Genomic DNA, 18,541 nt, shown 5'->3' with positions numbered 1-18,541 from the left:
ACGCTTCCAGCATGTTTAATGAACCGCCGTATGCGGAACCGCACGTACGGTGGTGTGAGAGGGCGACGGGGGCAACTCCGTCCCCTACTCGATCATCGAGTATCTGAATACTTGACTGATATCAGCTCGATTTGAAAATGTTTACCAGTCTTCTCCGGGCAGCACCGGCGTACCATGTTTTTTAACGGCTTCCAGAGCAATTGGCGACAGTCCCAGACTGGCGAGCAGGGTCGGCGCTACCTGAGTGGTGGAGACGGGGGCCTGAATCACGACGCCAGCGTGCTGCAAATGCGGATTGGAAATCAGCAATGCGACATTCGTATCGTCCGTGACAAAGCCGCCGTGCTCGGCTTTTTTCTTGTCTCCGGTCTTGGCGTAAATGACGCCGCGCTGCGGAATGATGATCAGGTCCGGGGTACGTGAATCACGCTCAGGTGACGGAAAGCGTAGCGCCAGGGTTGCGCCGTAAAGGACGCGCCTGATTCCAAGTTGCTTGCGGTTATGCTCCAGAGCTTGGGCGACGAGCGCCGTTTTGCGGGTGTCTTTCAGCCAAATCAGTGCGCCCTGGTCAGGCGTGATCTGCGCTACAGTGCCGGGTACGGCGTGCTCGATGGTTTGGGCAATTTCTTTCTTGTCGACATGGCGTATCGCTTTGGGATCGATGGGGCCATTGCCGTGTTTGGCTGTCACGATGAACAGGGTCGAATCCAGCAGATTTTTCTCGCGCAGGGCAGCAACGATTTCGCCGATCAGCATGTCGCTGTGAACCAGAGCGGCCTCCAGTTGCGGGGTGGGGTGACCTTGAGCATCTGTATAGCCAGCCAGTTTTTGGCCCACATTGACTGCCTGCAAGTTGAGTCCGAACATCATGGGTACCGGCGCTACAGTTTTTCCGTCGTGGCGGAAGCCGTCGATCTCATTGATGAGTGCGCCAACTTTAGCCTGGTCGTAGCGCTCCGTCCGCTTGATCGAGGCAGTGATCTTGTCGCCATGCTTGTCTTCCAGGCCTTCGAAATTCGACCCGATTTCCGGGGTATACAAATCTTCCACGCCTTGCCCGCTCGGGCCGTTGAGGATTTCATAGACCGGATGTTTGTCGATCCACGCAGTGTGGCCGCCAGCCTGACGGATGATTTCGAATACGGTATTCACACGTAAATATGAGTGTGGGTAAACAGGCTTGCAGCCATTCGGATCCAGCGGCAACAGACTGGATTTCAGCGCCGGTTTTCCTGCCTTGGCACCGGGGCCGTCCATGGATTCATCGTAAATGACGGAGGTGCCGATCCGACTGCAGTTGCTGCCAGGCGGGGAGAGGCTGCGGTCATAAGTCTCGTCGTAATACACACCGGTGACTGCTGGTGTGCCGCCGGTGGTCAGCGCCAGCAGCCCGGGAAAGGAATCGGCAGGACTGACGGTTTGAGCTTGCGTGTATTCAATCCCGGTGCGGGCAAGCTGAGCCATTGCCGAGTGGGGGTGGCTGGCAGAAAAATTCTGTAGATCAAGCGCATGCAAGCCATCCACGCTGATCATCAACACATGTTGGATAGGGGTGGCCTGGTTTGCCTGGACCTGGGCAACGGACAGGGTGGTCAGAACAGCGGCAGCGAGCACGCTCAAAGCATTCGGTTTCATTGTGATTTCCAGAATTTAAAGAAGAGATTCAGTTAGCAGATGGACCGGTCAGGTAGAAGCGGACCCACACCTTGAAGGGCATGGATTTACCCGCCATGGTTTTCGGTGGCGGCGGATAGGCGGCGGCAGAAACGGCTTGCAATGCTGCACTGTCGAGCATGCCGTAGCCACTGGAGACGGCGATTTTTACGGCGCTCACCTGGCCGTCCGTATATTCGAAAGATACTTGTGTGCGACCCGAAATATGCGCCATCCTGGCAGCATAGGGATAACGCATGGCCGACTGAACGGCGCTGCGGACCTGATCTTCGAAGCGCGCCTGAATGTTGGGGTCGACATTGGGCGGACTGGGTTTTTCAGTATGCTGAACCGGCGCCGGCTGTGGCGGAGCCGACACTGTGTCGGGTTCGGCAGGGGCCATAGCCAACGGTTCCGGCACAGGTTCCGCAACCTCGGTTTTGTGCACGGGCGGGCTGGGGTGATGGACAGTGTGGTGAACCGGTGCCGGTCGCGGGTGGGGCACAGGTTTGACCGGTGGTTTGCGTGGCGGCGTCGGTACCGGCTTGGGCGGCGCAGCCTGGATGACGGGAAAGCTTAGCATCACCGGCTGCGGCCTGGGCGGCGTAGTCTTCTTGGCATCGGACAATCCGATGACCAGTGCTGCCAATAACAAGGCCTCGATAAGCAGAGCAATTGCGGTCGCGTAAGGCAGGGACAACCGGCCGCTGACTACCGGCATTGGGGATTCCAGTGTGGTCATTTTATGGCTGCTGTCTGGCGGCCAGGCCGATTTGCGTCACGCCCGCTGTCCGGCATGCGTCCATCACATCCATCAAGTGCTGTAGCGATGTCTGCTTCGATCCCGCGATGGTGACGATGGTGCGTGCTGGATCACCCTGGTGCAGGGAGGCAGTCAATTGCGCTGGTGTCAGTACATGACCTTCCACGGAAATAACCCCGGCGGCGTCCACCGTGACCAGTACTTTTGGCTGCGGCAAGGCGGCAGCCGTTGAACTGCTTGCCAGATTGGACGCGACGCCAGTAGAGGGGATCATGTGCAGGGTGATCATGATGAAAAAGATCAACAAAAAAAACATGATGTCGATCATCGGAATGATCTCGATGCGGGCTTTGCGCGGTTCGAAGTAACGCATCTCAGGCTTCCCCGACGCGAACTGCGCGCGGACCGTTTTCATGGGCTCTGCCCTGATGATCGGGCTGCGCATGGTAGTGCGGGTACATGCGGTTAAGCAACATCACCTTCAGGGTTTCCAGCTGGTGCATGATGACGCGCACCCGGTTGTTCAGGCCGTTGAAAAACATTAGCCCGAGAATCGCGATGAACAGGCCGGAGGCGGTTGCAAGCAAGGCTTCTGCCACACCGCCCGTCACCTTGATAGGCGCGCTACCCGGGTCGGACAGCACCTGAAATGCGTTGAACATGCCGATGATGGTGCCCAGCAGCCCGAGTAGCGGCGCCAGGGTAACGATGGTGTCCAGTACCCACAGATAACGGTCGACGCGCGGCGCTTCGCGCATGATGCCTTCTTCCATCTTGTCGGAAAGACGGTCGAAATGGTGATTGAGATCGTGCTTGAGCACCGCATCCAGAACCCGCGCATGCGGAAGCTCGCTGCAATGCGTGCTGAGCTCGCGCAGCATGGGCATCTCGGCGCGCGTCACCGAATCCAGCTGTGCCATCACATGGTTGCCGGCGACCAGAACGCGTCTGAGATACCAGGCACGTTCCAGCGCGATGGTAAGGGCCACCAGCAGCAACACGGCCATCAGGTAGAGAATGCCGCCAGACGTGTCGGCGACGTGTTGAATCGTGTCCAAATTCATTCTATGAATACCTTTCTTTTACATGCTGACCGAGAGGCTCAACTGATAGCTGCGCTCCGGAAGCGTAAAGTACATCGGGTTACCATTCGCGTCGTAGGTGCCCAGCGCGTAGATGTCGGTTTTGTTGAGCAGGTTATTGATCTGGAATCCCACCTTGGCTTCTTTTGCCCAGCTCGCGACATTTTTAAGCGTGTAACTGGACGCGAAATTGGCGACAGTGTAGGCGGCCAGCGGTATGGTTTCGCCGGTATCCCCGAAGCGGGAGCCGACGTGTTTGGCGGTCAGGGAGGCATAGAGCTGACCCTGGTTGTAGATCACGCCCGCTGCTGCGGTGGTTTTCGGCGTGTTGGGCAGCCACTGGTTATTGGTATTGTCCTTGGCGCTGTTGAGGGAATAGTTCCCGTACAGGCTGAAGCCCTGCCCGACATAGTAGGTTCCTTCACCCTCCACGCCCTTGTAGGTGGCGCCGCCGGCATTCGAGAAAATTGTGCCAGTACCGCTTGGCGAAGAGACGATCTTGTTTTTGAAATCGATTTGATAAATATCGGCTGACAAGGTGAGGCGCTGGCTGGCCCAGGTTGTACCAAGTTGGTAGTTCATCGTTTCTTCCGGCTTGAGCGTGCCGAGATCCGGATTGGCTTTATAGAATGAGTTGAGGTTCGGCGCCTGGAAGCCCTTGGCAAGCTGCAAATAGGCCGACCAGTTTTTCTGGATGGCATAGTGAGCCGTCAGTGCAGGCAGCGCCTTGGTCCAGGTATGGTCGCCGCTGTAGGGCAAACCAGTTCCCTGATTCACTGCTGCATCGAGCGTGCGGCGGAAGGACACGTATTTCAGACCCGGTGTAATGGTCAGGTTATCCGTCGCTTTCCACGCATAGTCGATATAAGGCTGAATGGTGGTCAGGGTATCGTTCATCAGCCGATCCGTTGCGGCGGAGGTGGGTGTAGCATTCAAAGCGCCACCGTTGGTGAAATCGATTTCGTATTGCGAGCGGTTGTTGGTCTGATGGTCAACCCATGCGCCCAAATGCAGATCGCCCGGCCCCATGGTTCTGGAAAGGCGCAGCAAGTCGCCTACCGACCGGTAGTTCATGGTCATCTTCTGTCCCGGGACATTATTGGCGCCGTAAACGGTGCCGTTCGGCTGGGCACCGCCCGGATCAGCGCCGTTGAAACCATTGTGGTAGTAAGCATAGGTGTAGAGCTTGTTGTCCACCTTCCAGTCGCCTTGCTGTGACTGCAGGCCGATATATTCGAAATCCGAGGTGATGTCGTCGTAGTTATAGCCGGCAAAGTTCTGGCTGGTCGGGTCGTTGTTCAGGCCATAGTTTTTTCCGTATAGCGCCATGTTTGCAAGTGTCGCCCCTTGCGGCACGTTTTGATGCAGTTTGTTCTGCATGCTTACGACAGTCAGCACGGTATTGTCACCGATTGGTTTGATGAATTTCACGAACAGATTACCGCGCCGCAGGTGCGCATTGGTCAGATAGCCGTCCGTCGCGAAATTCTTGTAGTCGATGAACGCGCTGACGTCGCCGTATTTTTGCATGGTGCCGGTATCGAATTCAGCGCCGAACAGGCGCGTATTGAAACTCCCGAAAGTGGTATAAGGCGTGAAGGTCGTCGCTGATAAAGGGTCTTTCGAGGTGACGGCCATGGTGCCGCCGAAGGTCGCGTTGCCGATATTGCTGGCGTCGCCGGGTCCGCGATCGACAACGATGCTGCCGGTATCCTGGGGCATGAAATAGGACGTGGAGTGCTGCGTGAAGTCGTTCGAATCCCCCCAGGGGATACCGTCGAAGGTGACGTTATATTGGCCGTTTGCAAATCCCCTCAGGTAGGGGCCGCCCGATTGCGATTCCATCATGCCGGGGCCGTTCGGATCGACGCTCCATACGCTCGGCGCGATTTGCGCGATGTCGGTGTAATTGGAACCGGCGAAAGCGTTTTCCTGGATGTAATGCTGGTTGATGATGGATTGGGGCTGGGTGGCGACCAGGGAGCCCTGCGTGGGTGCCTGGTAGGGGGCGGAGGCTGGATTACTGGAACTGCCTGCCGACGCATCGCCGGAACCGCTTTGTACCGTGCCAAGATCAACCGTATCCTGGGCAAACGACGCATTGGCGCCAGCCACCAGCATCGTGCCTAAAACCAGTTGTACCAGAAGCTTGACGCGAAAATCAGGTTGCCCGTTCATTTACATTACTCCCTTGGTCAGTGTGCGTTAATAACAAATCGATCAATGATGTAATGGCAATGTACGCACCAAGACTTAGGGGAGAGTGAATGAATTGTGACAATTCTGTTGCAGGGGAAATATCCAAAATCCGGGATTGAGAATGTGGCCTGGAGAGAGGCAATTCCATGTGGCGGCGCTAATGAAATAAAGCGTCCGCTATTCTGCAAGATCGAAAAAAATGCGTGCGCTCAGGCCATGCCCGTCCTGCCTGTTCGCGAGTATTACCTTGGCTGATTCGCGTTGCGCGATCGCTTTCACGATGGCCAGGCCGATGCCGCTTCCTTCCGTTTCCTGACCTGCTGCGCGAAAGAAACGATCGAATATACGCGGGAGCAGGGCTGCGGGGATCCCGGGGCCGGTGTCCAATATTTCTACCATCGCGTTGCGACCTGAAACGTGAACACTTACATCCACTTTCCCGCTTTCTGGCGTATAGCGAATCGCGTTATCGATCAGATTGCCAATCAATATGCGCAAATCTTCAGGGTTTCCCGCAATGACTGCGCTATCGTCATGAATCATGCCGAGATCGATACCGCGGTGATCGGCCAAGGGGATAAAGTCGGCGATGCAGGATTTAACAAAGGTATCCAAACGGACCTCGCTGCGCTCGATCGGCTTGTTTTGAGTCTCGTAGCGGGCGACTTTGAGTAACTGCCCGACCAAATGTGACGCTCGCTGCGATCCGCGCCGCATCTCGTCAATCCTGATTTCGAGATCTTCACGCGAGTGATTGCGCGACAGATTCTCGATTTGTAACTGCAGCGCGGCAAGCGGCGTGCGCAACTCGTGTGCCGCATCCGACAAAAACTGGCGTTGCAATTCGAGTGCATCTCCCAAGCGCGAAATGAGGTCGTTCATGGCACGGATGAGCGGGGCAACTTCTTCAGGAACATTTTTGGTTGGTAGCGGTGTGTGGCTTGCCACGTCGCGGTGGATAGCCGCTTCGGTGACGGCTTCAAGCGGTTTCAGCAGACGGCTGACCACGACGCCAACCAGTAACCAGGAAAGCGGAATCAGTACGGCCACCGGGAATAGCACGCGCATTGCCGAGTGGGTCGCAATTTCAAGGCGCACATCTTCTCCTTGGGAAACCTGTACCGTGCGATGCGGGTGGATCATTGTATACACGCGCCATTTTGAATTTTGCGACGACAATTCAGAAAATCCGGTAACCGCCTGCCTGGGAAGATTGAAGCCAGGGCGGGACGATTCGGGAGGCGCGTTTGCAATCCACACCTGAATGACAAAATCCCTATCCCTTTCCTCGCTGTTTTCTTTTTGAAACTGGGCTTGCATGGCAGGTAGTTGAGAGCCTTCGTCAACGCTACGGGCGATCTGGCGTAACTGGTGGTCGAGTAGCCCGTTCGCCTCTTGTAGAGCGAAATAAAAGGAAATGCCACCCGCCAGTACACCTACCACGGACAAAAGCCCGACCAGCCAAAAAATGAGCTGCTTTTTCAGTGATTTCATGACGGATGCTTCACTACCATCCAGCCGACACCCCGCACGTTACGGATGATTTCGTTATCAAATTTTTTGCGCAGGTAATGGATAAGCACATCGACTGCGTTGCTTCCAATTTCTTCGCTCAGTGGGTATAACCGATCTTCGAGCTGGGTGCGGGAAAGTATCGTTCCCGGCTTGTCGACCAGCGCTTGCAACAGGGTGAACTCACGGGAAGAAAGTGACAGGGTTTTTCCCCGGTAGGTTGTTTCATGAGTTGCCAGGTTCAGCGTGATCTCGCCGTTTCCGAGAATAGACATGGCAAGGTCGTCATTGCGACGCAGGATGGCACGAATTCTTGCCATCAGCTCCTTCAATCCGAATGGCTTGATAAGATAATCATCTGCACCCAAATCAAGTCCGGTCACTCGGTCATCGATTTCGTCTCTCGCCGTAATAATGAGCAATGGCGTGTGGTCACCCTTGGCGCGCATTGTTTTCAGCACGTCAAACCCGGATTTTTTCGGCAATCCCAAATCGAGCAGAACCAGGCTGTATTTGCCCGATTCGATGGCTGATTCTCCTGCCACGCCGTCGCGAACCCAGTCACTCGAAATGCCGACATCTTTTAACGCCCGGACCAGGCTTTGGCCGATCATCGGGTCATCTTCAATAAGCAGGATTTGCATGCCAGGCCAGTTTTTATTGTTTTCCCAGTCGATATATTAAAAAGTTTCTACTTTGATCAAGGTTTAATCCGGACACTGAAGAGTAGCTTTTTCCAACTAGCCAAGTCGGCTAATAGTTTATGTGACTAAAAAGTCAAAACGATGACGGTTCTCTTGCCGAAAGCTGACGCTTCCGTGCGGCTTGATATGATTAATGAATTACCAGATGGGATGCTTGAATCTGTTGCAGTTTGTAGTATTGCAGTGGGGAGGTGATTCAGCTTTCTATCAAACCTTCATCGGCAAAATCACCATCTGCATCCCCTGCAGATGCAGGCGGCGTTGCAGCACGTCGGCGGTCTGGTTATGGAGCAGACGTGTGCCCCAGTTGTCGTGCACGAAAATCAGCTTGCTGGCGAAAAATACACAGTTGGAATAATCCGCATGGGTTTGTTGTGCTAGCCGGGTGAGTTCCTGTGCCACATCGCTGCCGTAGGCCAGCCGGGCTTCGGCGGCCAGGCCGTGGTGGTGGCAGAAATTGACGAAATACTGGAGATTCTCGCCGACTTCGTCGCGCAGATTTTCGAGCGCTCCGGTGCCTCCGTAGCTTTGCGTGTCGACCTCGCCAACGCTCAGAAAAATGAAATTCTTGAAATGATCCGGGAACAAGCGCTGTACCCAGAGCAGGGTATGCATGCCGCTGCCTTTGCTTTTTCCCACCAGCAGCGCGGCTGTGGGCAGCGCGGGATCAAGTGCGGGAGGATTGGGCAGAGGAGGCATTTGCTGCCCGGCAAACAGATTGTCTACCTGTTTGAGTTGAGCGCGGGTTTCGTCATAGTGACGGCGCACCAGCAGGCAGGCGCCGATCACCATGCTGGTGATGAGCACCGTCATCCAGCCGCCCTGGCCGAATTTTTCGACGATCAGCACCAGCAATATCCCGCCGGTGACCGACAGCCCGGTGCCGGACAGGGCGAGGCGCCATAGCCATTTCTGCTCCACCCCGCGATTGCGCCACCAGTAGATGCACATGCCTGCCATCGACAGTGAAAAAGTCAGGAATACATTGATGCCATACAGTACCACCAGCAGCGTGACGCTGCCGCGCGTCAACAGCAAAACGCCGATGGCCGCCACGGCCATCAGCATCACCCCATTGCGCGTCACCAGGCGGCTCGACAGATAACTGAACTGGTGTGGCACCCAGCGATCCGCCGCCATGTTGGCAAGCACCGCCGGGCCGCCGAGAAAGCCGGTGTTGGCGGCGACAAACAACAGCCCCGCCTCCAATGCCAGGACCACCGGCAGCAGCCAGCGTGCCCAGTCCACGCCGCCCAGAGTCCAGCTGTGCAGGATATCTCTGAACACCACCGCATTGAGCGTCTCACCGGGCACATGGTGCACGTCCCACAGCAGGTACAGCATGATGATGCCGCTGGCGGTGAAAGCCAGCGAGACGGCCAGATAAAACATGGTCCACTTGCCGGTGCGGGCACGCGGCTCGGCCAGCGTATTGACGTTGTTGGATACTGCCTCCAGACCGGTGTAAGTACCGCCGCCGGTGGAGTAGGCCAGCAGCAGGTGGGAGATGATGAATGCCCAGCCCATCTGCGTGCTCAGGGTAAACGTTTCGGTGGTAGTGGTATGCAGCAGGGTCGGCAGGCGGCTGCTGTGGAACAGGATGCCGTACACAATCAGCACCAGATGGATGACGACAAAGCCGAGAAAAATCGGCAGCAGAAACTTGATGGATTCCTTCAGCCCGCGCAGATTCAGGATTACCAGAACCAGCACGAATATCAGTCCCGTCGCCAGCTTGAAAGGCTGCGCCCCCATCGGCAACAGTGAAAACAACGCATCGGCGCCGCTCGCCACCGAAATGGCGATGGTGAGTACATAGTCCACAATCAGTGCTGCACCGGACACCAGCCCGGCATGAGGGCCGATGAGTTTGGTGGCGACCTTGTAGCCGCCACCGCCGCTGGGGAATAGCTCGATAACCTGGTTATACGCAAACGAAATCACGAACACGGTGAGTGCGGTGGCAATTGCCAGATACAAGGCGAGATGGGTGTGCTGGCCGAGTGCGAGAAAAGCCTCTTCCGGACCGTAACAGGAAGACGACAAGCCGTCTGCGCCCAGACCTACCCAGGCAAAGAATGCGATCAATGCGATATGCTGGCGCGTTTCGGGTTTCATCGGATCGCGCGGAGCGCCGAGCATCTTATCCCTGAGCATTTGCAGAGTGGGCATTACCGTGATTTTCCTTGAGTATTGGAAATGTCCGCGCACTATAACGCTTTGCCGCACCTGAGGGCTAGCGTAGAATAGTCGGTGGCGGGCCTCCCCGCATTGCAAGATGGTGAACCTGGTCAGGTCCGGAAGGAAGCAGCCACAGCTATTTATTGCAAGTGCCGGGGGTCGGGCTCGCCACCTTCTAATCCATTTTATTAAAAGCTGTGTTCACACTACTTGCTGAGAGAAGTGACATGAAGTTGAACCTGACAAAACTTGCGGGTGTCATGCTGTTGGTATGTGTGGCTTTGCCGGCCCATGCCGTAGACAGCGTGTCGCTTGAGTTAGGCACAGGCAACCATACCGATATGGGCCGTGTCGGCCTGCAATGGGACTGGAACAAAAAATGGCCGGTAGGCGATGCCTGGGCCGTGTCCGGCTACTGGGATGCGAGCCTCGGCTATTGGCGCGGCGACAGCAGTGTGAGCGGCGCGCGGGATCTATACGACATTGGTTTTACCCCGGTATTCCGGCTGAGTCAGAACAAGCCCACAGGATGGTACGCCGAAGCTGGAATCGGTGTGCACCTGCTGTCGGAAACCCGAATCAATGACCGTCGTCAATTCGGTACTGCTTTTCAGTTCGGCGATCACATTGGAGCCGGCTACAGATTCGGCGCGCGCGGCGAATACGATCTGGGTTATCGTTTCCAGCATTTGTCGAATGCCGACATCAAAAAACCCAACAACGGGATCAACTTCAACCAGATCCGGTTTGCCTATCACTTTTGATGCGATCTTAAACCTGTGACCCAAGTTCTCGCACGCAAGTGGCGCCCCCGCGTATTCGCCGACCTCAAGGGTCAGGAACACGTGGTGCGGGCGCTGAGCAACGCACTGACCCAGAACCGGCTGCATCACGCTTACCTGTTCACCGGCACGCGCGGCGTCGGCAAGACCACGGTGGCGCGCATTCTTGCCAAATGCCTCAATTGCGAAACCGGCATTACCGCTACCCCATGCGGCCAGTGCTCCGCGTGCACGCAGATCGATAGCGGGCGCTTCGTCGATTTGCTGGAGCTGGACGCCGCTTCCAATACCGGCATCGACAACATGCGCGAAGTACTGGACAACGCGCAATACGCCCCCACGGTAGGCCGCTTCAAGGTTTACATCATCGACGAAGTGCACATGCTGTCCAAGGCGGCGTTCAACTCCATGCTGAAAACGCTGGAGGAGCCGCCCGAGCACGTCAAATTCATCCTCGCCACCACCGATCCGCAGAAGATTCCGGTCACCGTGCTGTCGCGCTGCCTGCAGTTCAACCTCAAGCAAATGGCGCCGGAAATGGTGCGCGAACATCTGGACAAGGTGCTCGGGCTGGAAGGCATCCCGTCCGAGCCCGCCGCGTTGCGCCTGATTGCGCGCGCCGCCGGTGGCAGCATGCGCGATGCGCTGTCGCTGCTCGATCAGGCCATCGCCTATGGCAGCGGCAAGGTGCACGAAGATACGGTGCGCAGCATGCTGGGTGCGATCGACCAGCGCTACCTGTTCGGCCTGCTGAATGCGCTGGCCGCGGGCGATGGCGCGGCGCTGCTGGACGAGGCCGATCAAATGGCGGCGCGCAGCATCGCCTTCGACCCGGCCCTGCAGGAATTGGGTGCGCTATTGCATAAAATCGCACTGGCGCAGACCGTGCCCGCTGCGCTGCCGGATGACTTGCCCGAGCGCGACGCCATTCTCGATCTGGCGCAACGCCTCGATGCCGAAACCATCCAGCTTTACTACCAGATCACAATACTCGGGCGGCGCGACCTGGCGCTGGCGCCGGATGAATTTGCCGGCTTTACCATGACGTTGCTGCGCATGCTGGCGTTTATGCCCGCCACGGAACCAGCCCGCATTGCCACGCCTTCCGTCGTGCCCGCCGCAAGCCGCGCTGCGCCCCCCGCTGCAGCGCTGGTTGCACGCGAACCCGCCGCGCCAAAGCTGGCCGCCGTGCCGCCGGTTGTAGCGAGCGCTGAAATGAATGTTTCCGAGCCTGCACCTGCACCTTCTCCCGAACCTGTGCCGATGGCACCCGTCGTCTCCATCGCGTTTGACGGTGATTGGGCGGCGTTGGTGACCAGCCTCAAATTGGGCGGTCAGGCGCGCATGCTGGCAGTGCACAGCGAACTCGAATCCTGTGCTGGCGATTGCCTGCAGTTGCGGGTGCCGATTGCCCACAAGCATCTCGCCGAAAAGTCCTATCAGGACAAGTTGCGCGAGGCGATCAGCGCGCATTTTGGCCGCCCCATGCGCCTCCAGGTCAGCCTCGCCGAGGGTGAAGCCAACACTCCGGTGCGCCAGCAAAACGAGGCGCGCGCGGCACGTCAGAGCGAGGCTGAGGCTGTCATTGCATCGGACCCATTTGTACAAGACGTAATGCAGCAATTCGATGCCCGCGTTGTCGAAATTAAATCTATCGCAAAGGAGCAGTGAAATGATGAAAGGTGGTTTGGGCAACATGATGAAGCAGGCCCAGCAAATGCAGGAAAACATGAAAAAAATGCAGGATCAGCTGGCCGACGTTGAAGTCGAAGGCGTGGCCGGTGCGGGCATGGTCAAGGTGCTGATGACCTGTCGCAACGACGTGCGCCGGGTGACCATCGACCCCAGCCTGATGAGCGACGACAAGGACATGCTCGAAGACCTTATCGCTGCTGCGATGAATGATGCGGTGCGCAAGGCGGAAGCGACGACCCAGGAAAAAATGGCGGGGTTTACCTCCGGACTCAACCTGCCTCCCGGCTTCAAGCTGCCGTTCTGATGCTGTGAACCCAATTCAAATCTGCCACAGAGAGCACCGAGAGCGCAGGGAAAGCTATCTTTAACGAGTAACGGGATGAATGGTTGTGAGTTCAAGATAGTGACTCTGAGACCTCTGTGCTCTCTGTGGCAAAAGAGTTACCCAACTTCCAGCAAGTGTCTATGAAATCCCCCACCAGTCTAGAGCGCCTGATCGAAGCATTGCGTATATTGCCCGGCGTTGGGCCCAAGTCCGCCCAGCGCATGGCCTATCACTTGCTGCAGCGCGACCGCAATGGTGCGCAGCGGCTGGGGCAGGCAATCGATCAGGCGCTGGTCAAGTTGCAGCATTGCGAGAAATGCAATGACCTGACTGAAGGCAGCCTGTGCGCCATCTGCGCCGCACCCAATCGCAATCCCGCCCAACTGGCCGTTGTGGAAATGCCCACCGACCTGTTGATGATGGAGCAGACGCAGAGCTACAGCGGACTGTATTTTGTGCTGATGGGTCGGCTGTCGCCGCTGGATGGCGTGGGGCCGCGCGAAATCCATCTCGACCGATTGATCCGGCGCGCGACCGATGGCGTGGTGACGGAAATCGTCCTCGCCACCAATTTCACCACTGAAGGCGAAGCCACGGCGCACGCCATCGCCGAGTTGCTGCATGCACGCGGCCTCAAGGTGACGCGCATTGCACGCGGCGTGCCGGTGGGGGGTGAGCTGGAGCATGTGGATTCCGGCACGCTGGCGCAGGCGGTGCTGGACCGGCGCGACTGGACTTAAGATCGGGCTGCGGTGACGCAGCACCCCGCTCTGCATTACGACCTGCCTCGGATTGGCTTCCGCGTGCCGATGCCACGCGATAACGTAACAGTCGTATCCTGCGTTTGCGGGTAAAATCAGGCTTTTGCCTTACCGGAAATTGTCATGAGCTTCTCTACCCTTACCGCCCTGTCTCCCCTGGATGGCCGCTATGCTGCCAAAGTCGAAGCGCTGCGCGCGCATTTCAGCGAGTTCGGCCTGATCCGCAATCGCGTCAAGGTCGAGATCGAATGGCTCAAGGCGCTGGCCGCCGAATCTGCGCTGAGCGAGGTGCCAGTGTTTTCGTCCGCGACGATCGCAGCGCTGGGTGCTGTCGCCGCAGGCTTTTCCGAGGCGGATGCCGAGCGCGTCAAGGAGATCGAGCGCACCACCAACCACGATGTCAAGGCAGTGGAATATTTCCTGCGCGAGCGTTTCGCCAGCAATCCAGAAGTGGCGAAGGTGGGCGAGTTCATCCACTTTGCCTGCACCTCCGAGGACATCAATAACCTGTCGCACGCGCTGATGCTCAAGGCGGCGCGCGAGACGGTGCTGTTGCCTGCACTGAATAACGTCACTGCCCGGCTCACCGCGCTGGCGCACGAACACGCCGAACTGCCGATGCTGTCACGAACTCACGGCCAGCCAGCATCGCCCACCACCCTGGGCAAGGAAATTGCCAACGTCGCCTATCGTCTGCAGCGTCAGGTTGAGCAGATTTACAGTGTGCCGATGCTGGGCAAGATCAACGGCGCGGTGGGCAATTACAACGCGCATCTGTCCGCCTATCCCGACTTCGACTGGGAAGGTTTCGCACAGCGCTTCGTGCAAGAGCTGGGTTTGAGCTTCAACCCCTACACCATCCAGATCGAGCCGCACGACTACATGGCCGAGCTGTTCGACGCGGTGAGCCGCGCCAATACCGTGTTGATCGATCTCAACCGCGATGTATGGGGCTATATTTCGGTGGGCTATTTCAAGCAGAAGGTGAAGGCTGGCGAGATCGGTTCCTCCACCATGCCGCACAAGGTCAACCCGATCGACTTCGAAAATGCCGAGGGCAACCTTGGGCTGGCCAATGCGCTGCTGCGCCATCTGGCGGAAAAGCTGCCGGTGTCGCGCTGGCAGCGCGACCTCACCGACTCCACTGTACTGCGCAACATGGGCGTGGCGCTGGGCTACGCGCTGCTCGGTTACGACTCTTGTCTGCGCGGTTTGAACAAGCTGGAAGCCAATCCGCAGCGTCTGGCCGAAGACCTGGATCACAATTGGGAAGTGCTGGCCGAGCCGATCCAGACCGTGATGCGTCGATACAACGTGCCCAATGCCTATGAACAGCTGAAGGAACTGACACGCGGCAAGTCCGGCATCAACCGCGACAGCCTGCATGTGTTCATCAAAGCGCTGCCGATCCCCGATGCCGACAAGGCGCGCCTGCTGGCGCTGACGCCGGGCACATACATCGGCAAGGCAGTGGAGCTGGCGCGCCGTAGCGGTGCTTGAAAATTATTTCATCGCCACGATTTTAATAATGTAAATAGTGACCAGGAATCACGGACATGACTGAATATTCTCTCGACGTGGACGAGCATAATTTCCAGCAAGTCGTCATCGAAGGTTCGAAGAAAGTCCCGGTGATCGTCGACTTCTGGGCGGAGTGGTGCGGCCCTTGCCGTGCGCTCAAGCCGGTGCTGGAAAAGCTCGCTGCGGCTTATCAGGGCAGGTTCATCCTGGCCAAGGTCGATTCCGATGAAAACCAGAGACTCGCCGGCAAGTACGGCGTGCGCGGCATTCCCAACGTCAAGGCCTTTGTCGGCGGGGAAATGGTGGATGAGTTCTCCGGCGCCATTCCCGAGCCGGCCGTGCGCGAATTCATCGAGCGTCTGCTGCCTTCACCGGCCGATGATGTGCGACTGGAGGCGATGCAGGTATTCGCCGATGGCGATGCCGCGCGTGCGCTGCAAATGCTCGCTGAGGCGAGCAAACTCGATGCGCAAAACGAGCGTGTGCGACTGGATGCGGCCGAGGTCATGCTTGCGCTGAAGGAACTGGACGAGGTGGGACGACTGCTCGAATCGCTGTCTGCGCAAACCGCAGGCGAGGCGCGTGCCATGCAGTTGATGGCGCGTCTCCAGTTTGCACGTCAGGCGGATCAGGGTGATGATGAGACCAGCCTGGTTGCTGCGATTACCGCCAGCCCAAAAGACCAGTCAGCGCGTCTCAAACTGGCTAACTGGCTGGTTGCGCAGCAGCGCTATCAGGAGGCGATGGATGAGTTGCTGGAAATGATGCAACGCGACAAAACCTGGCAGGATGGCATCGCCCGCAAAACCATGCTGAATATCTTCAGTTTGCTTGGAGGCAGCGGTGATCTGGTCGCTGCCTACCGGCGTAAAATGGCGGCGGCACTCAATTAGCGTTTTTCAGGGGGTCCAGGATGACCGGTAACCTGCTCGACAAGTTGCATGATCTGGCTGGATTTCTGGAATCGCCGACCAGCCTGGAACACAATCTCGGGCAACTGGTCAAGCTTGCTGCCGACACGCTGGATGCGGCACATTGTTCCATCATGCTGTTAATCGAAGGCGAGGGCGAAGCTTTGCGACTGCGGGTATGCGCCACGCAGGGCGCGTTGCCGGAGGAGGCTTTTAACCAGACTGTCGGGCGCGGGGAAGGCATTGCCGGACAAGTGGCTGCAAGTGGCAAGTCGCTACTGGTGGAAGACATCGAGCAGTCGATTTTTGCCAGGTGCGCACGTCGTCCGGGAACGGGTGCACGCAGCCTGATGTCCGCACCGCTCAGCGTCAATGGCAAGCTTATCGGGGTCATCAACCTGTCCGAGCCGAACAGCGGCAAGCCATTTACCCAGGACGATCTGGCGTTGCTGGAGATTGTGGCATTTTTTGTTGGCAAGTCCATCCAGGTAGTGCAATTGCAGAACCTGCTCAATTCGCGCTTTGCCCAGATCGCAATGGCTCAAGAGGCGGAAAAAGCCATTGGTGGAGTGATGCTGTCCACTGCTTACGATACCGACAAAATGGCAAAAATTGTGGCGAAATCGTTTTTCCGCGAGATGACCCAGGCAGGCTTTGGATCCAGCCAGATTATTCAGGCCGCTTCGGAGATTATCTCGCAGCTATCCAGCAGCCTGCATAAACACAGCAAACGTCTGGATAAATCCTGATTCCAGAAACCGCATTATCCGTGGCGTATCAATTGAAACACTAGCCCAGCACGCTTTGATACATGCTTCTTTCTGCACCGTAACATTCGCATGCAACCGCTTCCAGACCGTGATGGTCGAGAATCGTAATATCTCCCCTGCGATAGCTGATCAGATTTTGCCGATGCAGTTCAGAAGCCGCCTTGGTAATGCCTACACGGCGTACGCCCAGCATATTGGCCATGTTTTCATGGGTTAAATGGAAATGATCGGCGCGAGCACGGTCCCGGGTCATCAGCAACAAACGGGCAAGCCGCTGCTCAACCACATGGAAACGAGTACAGGCGGCCATGCGCGCGAACTGGTTCTTCAATACGTAGGCATAGCATTGCAGTCGTCGATGCAAGGCTGCGCTATGTTCGAGTTCGCGGGCGAAGGCCGCCGTAGTCATGCGAAGTGCAGAACCCGCGCCTTGTGCGACCGCATAAAACGATGCTACATCAATGCCAAATATGAGGGGAGTGCCCAGCATGCCTTCGCAACCGATTAATCCGATCTCCAGGTACGAATGGTCGTCAATGACCATTACCAGCGAAATGTAACTGTCGATAGGGAAATAAACATGCTCGATGGGCGCTCCAGGCACACCAAGTTCATCTCCAAAGTCCAGATGCACGGATTCGCAGCGTGCCAGAAAATGTTCGTGATCCTTGCGTGGCAGCTTGGCGAGCAGGAGGTTTTCTGATGTGACAGGTGACATGCAAACGCTCCGGTGACGGCGGGAGATCAGACCCAAAGCACAAGGCGCGTTGAACGCACAATCATGATATCGGATAGAGGCATGCGCAAATCAGCGTGCTTGTATTAATCGTGATGTGCCCCCGTGCAGGCGATTTCCGGCATCGAGATCAATGCCGAATCCACCTGCATGGGCGCATGTCAAACAGCATGGCCTGTTCAGGGAGGCCATGCTTCATTTCTTGCGGATTAATTGTTGGCTGGAGCCGGGGGTGGAACAATCACCGTGGTGCCGCCGCCAGTTGCTCCGGTATCTCCCGTGGCACCCGTTGCTCCAGTCGAACCCTTGGCACCATCATAGCCAGGAGCGCCCTGTGAGCCGGTTGCACCCGAGTCACCGGTTGCACCTGAGTCACCTGTGGCCCCCGTACCGCCAGTAGCTCCCTGAGGACCGGCAGGACCAGGTACAACAACGGTTGGTCCCGGGGTTTCTGCGGGGGGGGTATTGACGACTACGGGTTGTTTTTCGCAAGCGCTCAGTGCAAAGGCTGCAACAAGTGCGGTGGCTAGCAATGAATATTTCATGATCTTATTACCTCCGAGTGTAGAAAAACCTGATGTTTCCTGTATGCATAAAAATTGAAATCAGTTCTGATGACAATTGCGGTAAGCCAATCAGCACTCGCCTTCCTGGGCCGAACTGCGTAACCCGTAACGGGATAAATAACCGCTACAGCGACACAATTCCCTGAAATCGATGCGCCTGAATTGCCCTGCCTGATCGCAGAATAGGCTAACGCGCAGATTGCTTCTGTGCGTTAGCGAACGTAGCGCCGAATTGTGTACAATTTTTGAAAACGCAATTGACCCCAGTCCCTGGAAAACTGTGTACGATTTCGCACGGACCCGTTAGCCAAATTGATATAAGCTGAAAACAGTCCATAAGTATTGGGGAAGCGAACAACAGAAACTTTCCCTGCGCCACC

General features: G+C 57.0%; 16 protein-coding genes and 1 other RNA gene. 8 read left to right on the top strand and 9 right to left on the bottom strand.

Translation table 11 applies throughout. From position 1 onward, the window contains the following. Positions 1-141 precede the first annotated feature (141 nt). The 8 genes from EI185_RS16135 to EI185_RS16100 all read right to left on the bottom strand — a co-directional run bounded on the left by EI185_RS16135 (position 142) and on the right by EI185_RS16100 (position 10,085). Positions 142-1,635 carry an alkaline phosphatase family protein gene (locus tag EI185_RS16135; protein ID WP_124706181.1) on the bottom strand — a complete coding sequence of 498 codons (1,494 nt, stop codon included), beginning with the start codon at positions 1,633-1,635 and terminating at the stop codon, positions 142-144. A 28-nt stretch (positions 1,636-1,663) separates the two neighbouring features. Next, positions 1,664-2,395, bottom strand: coding sequence for a TonB family protein (locus tag EI185_RS16130; RefSeq protein WP_124706180.1), 732 nt, complete (start codon positions 2,393-2,395; stop codon positions 1,664-1,666). Position 2,396: 1 nt separating this feature from the next. Continuing rightward, a complete protein-coding gene (locus EI185_RS16125) occupies positions 2,397-2,789 on the bottom strand; it encodes an ExbD/TolR family protein (protein WP_124706179.1) in 393 nt (130 codons plus the stop codon). A gap of 1 nt (position 2,790) precedes the next feature. After that, positions 2,791-3,480 (bottom strand): MotA/TolQ/ExbB proton channel family protein, encoded by a 690-nt coding sequence (locus EI185_RS16120; RefSeq protein ID WP_124706178.1) that lies wholly within the window; start codon positions 3,478-3,480, stop codon positions 2,791-2,793. Positions 3,481-3,498: 18 nt separating this feature from the next. Beyond that, positions 3,499-5,676, bottom strand: coding sequence for a TonB-dependent receptor (locus tag EI185_RS16115; RefSeq protein ID WP_124706177.1), 2,178 nt, complete (start codon positions 5,674-5,676; stop codon positions 3,499-3,501). 198 nt (positions 5,677-5,874) lie between these two features. Further along, positions 5,875-7,191 (bottom strand): ATP-binding protein, encoded by a 1,317-nt coding sequence (locus tag EI185_RS16110; RefSeq protein ID WP_124706176.1) that lies wholly within the window; start codon positions 7,189-7,191, stop codon positions 5,875-5,877. Beyond that, positions 7,188-7,853, bottom strand: a complete 666-nt coding sequence (locus tag EI185_RS16105; protein ID WP_124706175.1) for a response regulator — start codon at positions 7,851-7,853, stop codon at positions 7,188-7,190. Before EI185_RS16105 ends, EI185_RS16110 begins: the two co-directional genes overlap by 4 nt. Before the next feature lie 267 nt (positions 7,854-8,120). Then, positions 8,121-10,085: an APC family permease gene (locus EI185_RS16100; RefSeq protein WP_124706174.1), complete on the bottom strand. Its 1,965-nt coding sequence runs from the start codon at positions 10,083-10,085 to the stop codon at positions 8,121-8,123. Positions 10,086-10,168: 83 nt separating this feature from the next. Here EI185_RS16100 and ffs point away from each other — a divergent pair. The 8 genes from ffs (at position 10,169) to EI185_RS16060 (ending at position 16,838) form a co-directional block, all read left to right on the top strand. Beyond that, positions 10,169-10,267: signal recognition particle sRNA small type (ffs, locus tag EI185_RS16095), an RNA gene on the top strand. A 54-nt stretch (positions 10,268-10,321) separates the two neighbouring features. Beyond that, on the top strand, positions 10,322-10,858 hold the full coding sequence (locus EI185_RS16090; protein ID WP_124706173.1) for an acyloxyacyl hydrolase: 537 nt from the start codon (positions 10,322-10,324) through the stop codon (positions 10,856-10,858). 15 nt (positions 10,859-10,873) lie between these two features. Next, positions 10,874-12,547 carry a DNA polymerase III subunit gamma/tau gene (dnaX, locus tag EI185_RS16085; protein WP_124706172.1) on the top strand — a complete coding sequence of 558 codons (1,674 nt, stop codon included), beginning with the start codon at positions 10,874-10,876 and terminating at the stop codon, positions 12,545-12,547. Between the two features lies 1 nt (position 12,548). Beyond that, positions 12,549-12,875, top strand: a complete 327-nt coding sequence (locus EI185_RS16080; protein ID WP_124706171.1) for a YbaB/EbfC family nucleoid-associated protein — start codon at positions 12,549-12,551, stop codon at positions 12,873-12,875. Positions 12,876-13,036: 161 nt separating this feature from the next. After that, positions 13,037-13,636 carry a recombination mediator RecR gene (gene recR, locus EI185_RS16075; protein WP_124706170.1) on the top strand — a complete coding sequence of 200 codons (600 nt, stop codon included), beginning with the start codon at positions 13,037-13,039 and terminating at the stop codon, positions 13,634-13,636. 144 nt (positions 13,637-13,780) lie between these two features. After that, the gene (gene purB / locus EI185_RS16070; protein WP_124706169.1) at positions 13,781-15,157 is read left to right on the top strand and encodes an adenylosuccinate lyase; all 1,377 of its coding nucleotides are present in this window, start codon (positions 13,781-13,783) and stop codon (positions 15,155-15,157) included. A 56-nt stretch (positions 15,158-15,213) separates the two neighbouring features. After that, the gene (locus EI185_RS16065) at positions 15,214-16,071 is read left to right on the top strand and encodes a thioredoxin family protein (protein WP_124706168.1); all 858 of its coding nucleotides are present in this window, start codon (positions 15,214-15,216) and stop codon (positions 16,069-16,071) included. Positions 16,072-16,091: 20 nt separating this feature from the next. Further along, positions 16,092-16,838: a GAF domain-containing protein gene (locus EI185_RS16060; RefSeq protein WP_124706167.1), complete on the top strand. Its 747-nt coding sequence runs from the start codon at positions 16,092-16,094 to the stop codon at positions 16,836-16,838. Between the two features lie 40 nt (positions 16,839-16,878). On the opposite strand, the gene EI185_RS16055 is transcribed toward EI185_RS16060, so the two are convergent. Further along, a complete protein-coding gene (locus tag EI185_RS16055; protein ID WP_124706166.1) occupies positions 16,879-17,577 on the bottom strand; it encodes a Crp/Fnr family transcriptional regulator in 699 nt (232 codons plus the stop codon). Between the last annotated feature and the right edge of the window lie 964 nt (positions 17,578-18,541).

The sequence above is a fragment of the Sulfuriferula multivorans genome, from assembly GCF_003851125.1.
Lineage (GTDB): Bacteria > Pseudomonadota > Gammaproteobacteria > Burkholderiales > Sulfuriferulaceae > Sulfuriferula > Sulfuriferula multivorans.
The sequence above is the reverse complement of the archived record's forward strand: the minus strand, read 5'-3'. Positions and strand labels throughout refer to the sequence as shown.

Coding starts and splice junctions, on each gene's coding strand:
- EI185_RS16135 (WP_124706181.1), bottom strand. CDS start 1,635: ATGAAACCGAATGCTTTGAGCGTGCTCGCTGCCGCTGTTCTGACCACC.
- EI185_RS16130 (WP_124706180.1), bottom strand. CDS start 2,395: ATGACCACACTGGAATCCCCAATGCCGGTAGTCAGCGGCCGGTTGTCC.
- EI185_RS16125 (WP_124706179.1), bottom strand. CDS start 2,789: ATGCGTTACTTCGAACCGCGCAAAGCCCGCATCGAGATCATTCCGATG.
- EI185_RS16120 (WP_124706178.1), bottom strand. CDS start 3,480: ATGAATTTGGACACGATTCAACACGTCGCCGACACGTCTGGCGGCATT.
- EI185_RS16115 (WP_124706177.1), bottom strand. CDS start 5,676: ATGAACGGGCAACCTGATTTTCGCGTCAAGCTTCTGGTACAACTGGTT.
- EI185_RS16110 (WP_124706176.1), bottom strand. CDS start 7,191: ATGAAATCACTGAAAAAGCAGCTCATTTTTTGGCTGGTCGGGCTTTTG.
- EI185_RS16105 (WP_124706175.1), bottom strand. CDS start 7,853: ATGCAAATCCTGCTTATTGAAGATGACCCGATGATCGGCCAAAGCCTG.
- EI185_RS16100 (WP_124706174.1), bottom strand. CDS start 10,085: ATGCCCACTCTGCAAATGCTCAGGGATAAGATGCTCGGCGCTCCGCGC.
- EI185_RS16090 (WP_124706173.1), top strand. CDS start 10,322: ATGAAGTTGAACCTGACAAAACTTGCGGGTGTCATGCTGTTGGTATGT.
- EI185_RS16080 (WP_124706171.1), top strand. CDS start 12,549: ATGATGAAAGGTGGTTTGGGCAACATGATGAAGCAGGCCCAGCAAATG.
- recR (WP_124706170.1), top strand. CDS start 13,037: ATGAAATCCCCCACCAGTCTAGAGCGCCTGATCGAAGCATTGCGTATA.
- purB (WP_124706169.1), top strand. CDS start 13,781: ATGAGCTTCTCTACCCTTACCGCCCTGTCTCCCCTGGATGGCCGCTAT.
- EI185_RS16065 (WP_124706168.1), top strand. CDS start 15,214: ATGACTGAATATTCTCTCGACGTGGACGAGCATAATTTCCAGCAAGTC.
- EI185_RS16060 (WP_124706167.1), top strand. CDS start 16,092: ATGACCGGTAACCTGCTCGACAAGTTGCATGATCTGGCTGGATTTCTG.
- EI185_RS16055 (WP_124706166.1), bottom strand. CDS start 17,577: ATGTCACCTGTCACATCAGAAAACCTCCTGCTCGCCAAGCTGCCACGC.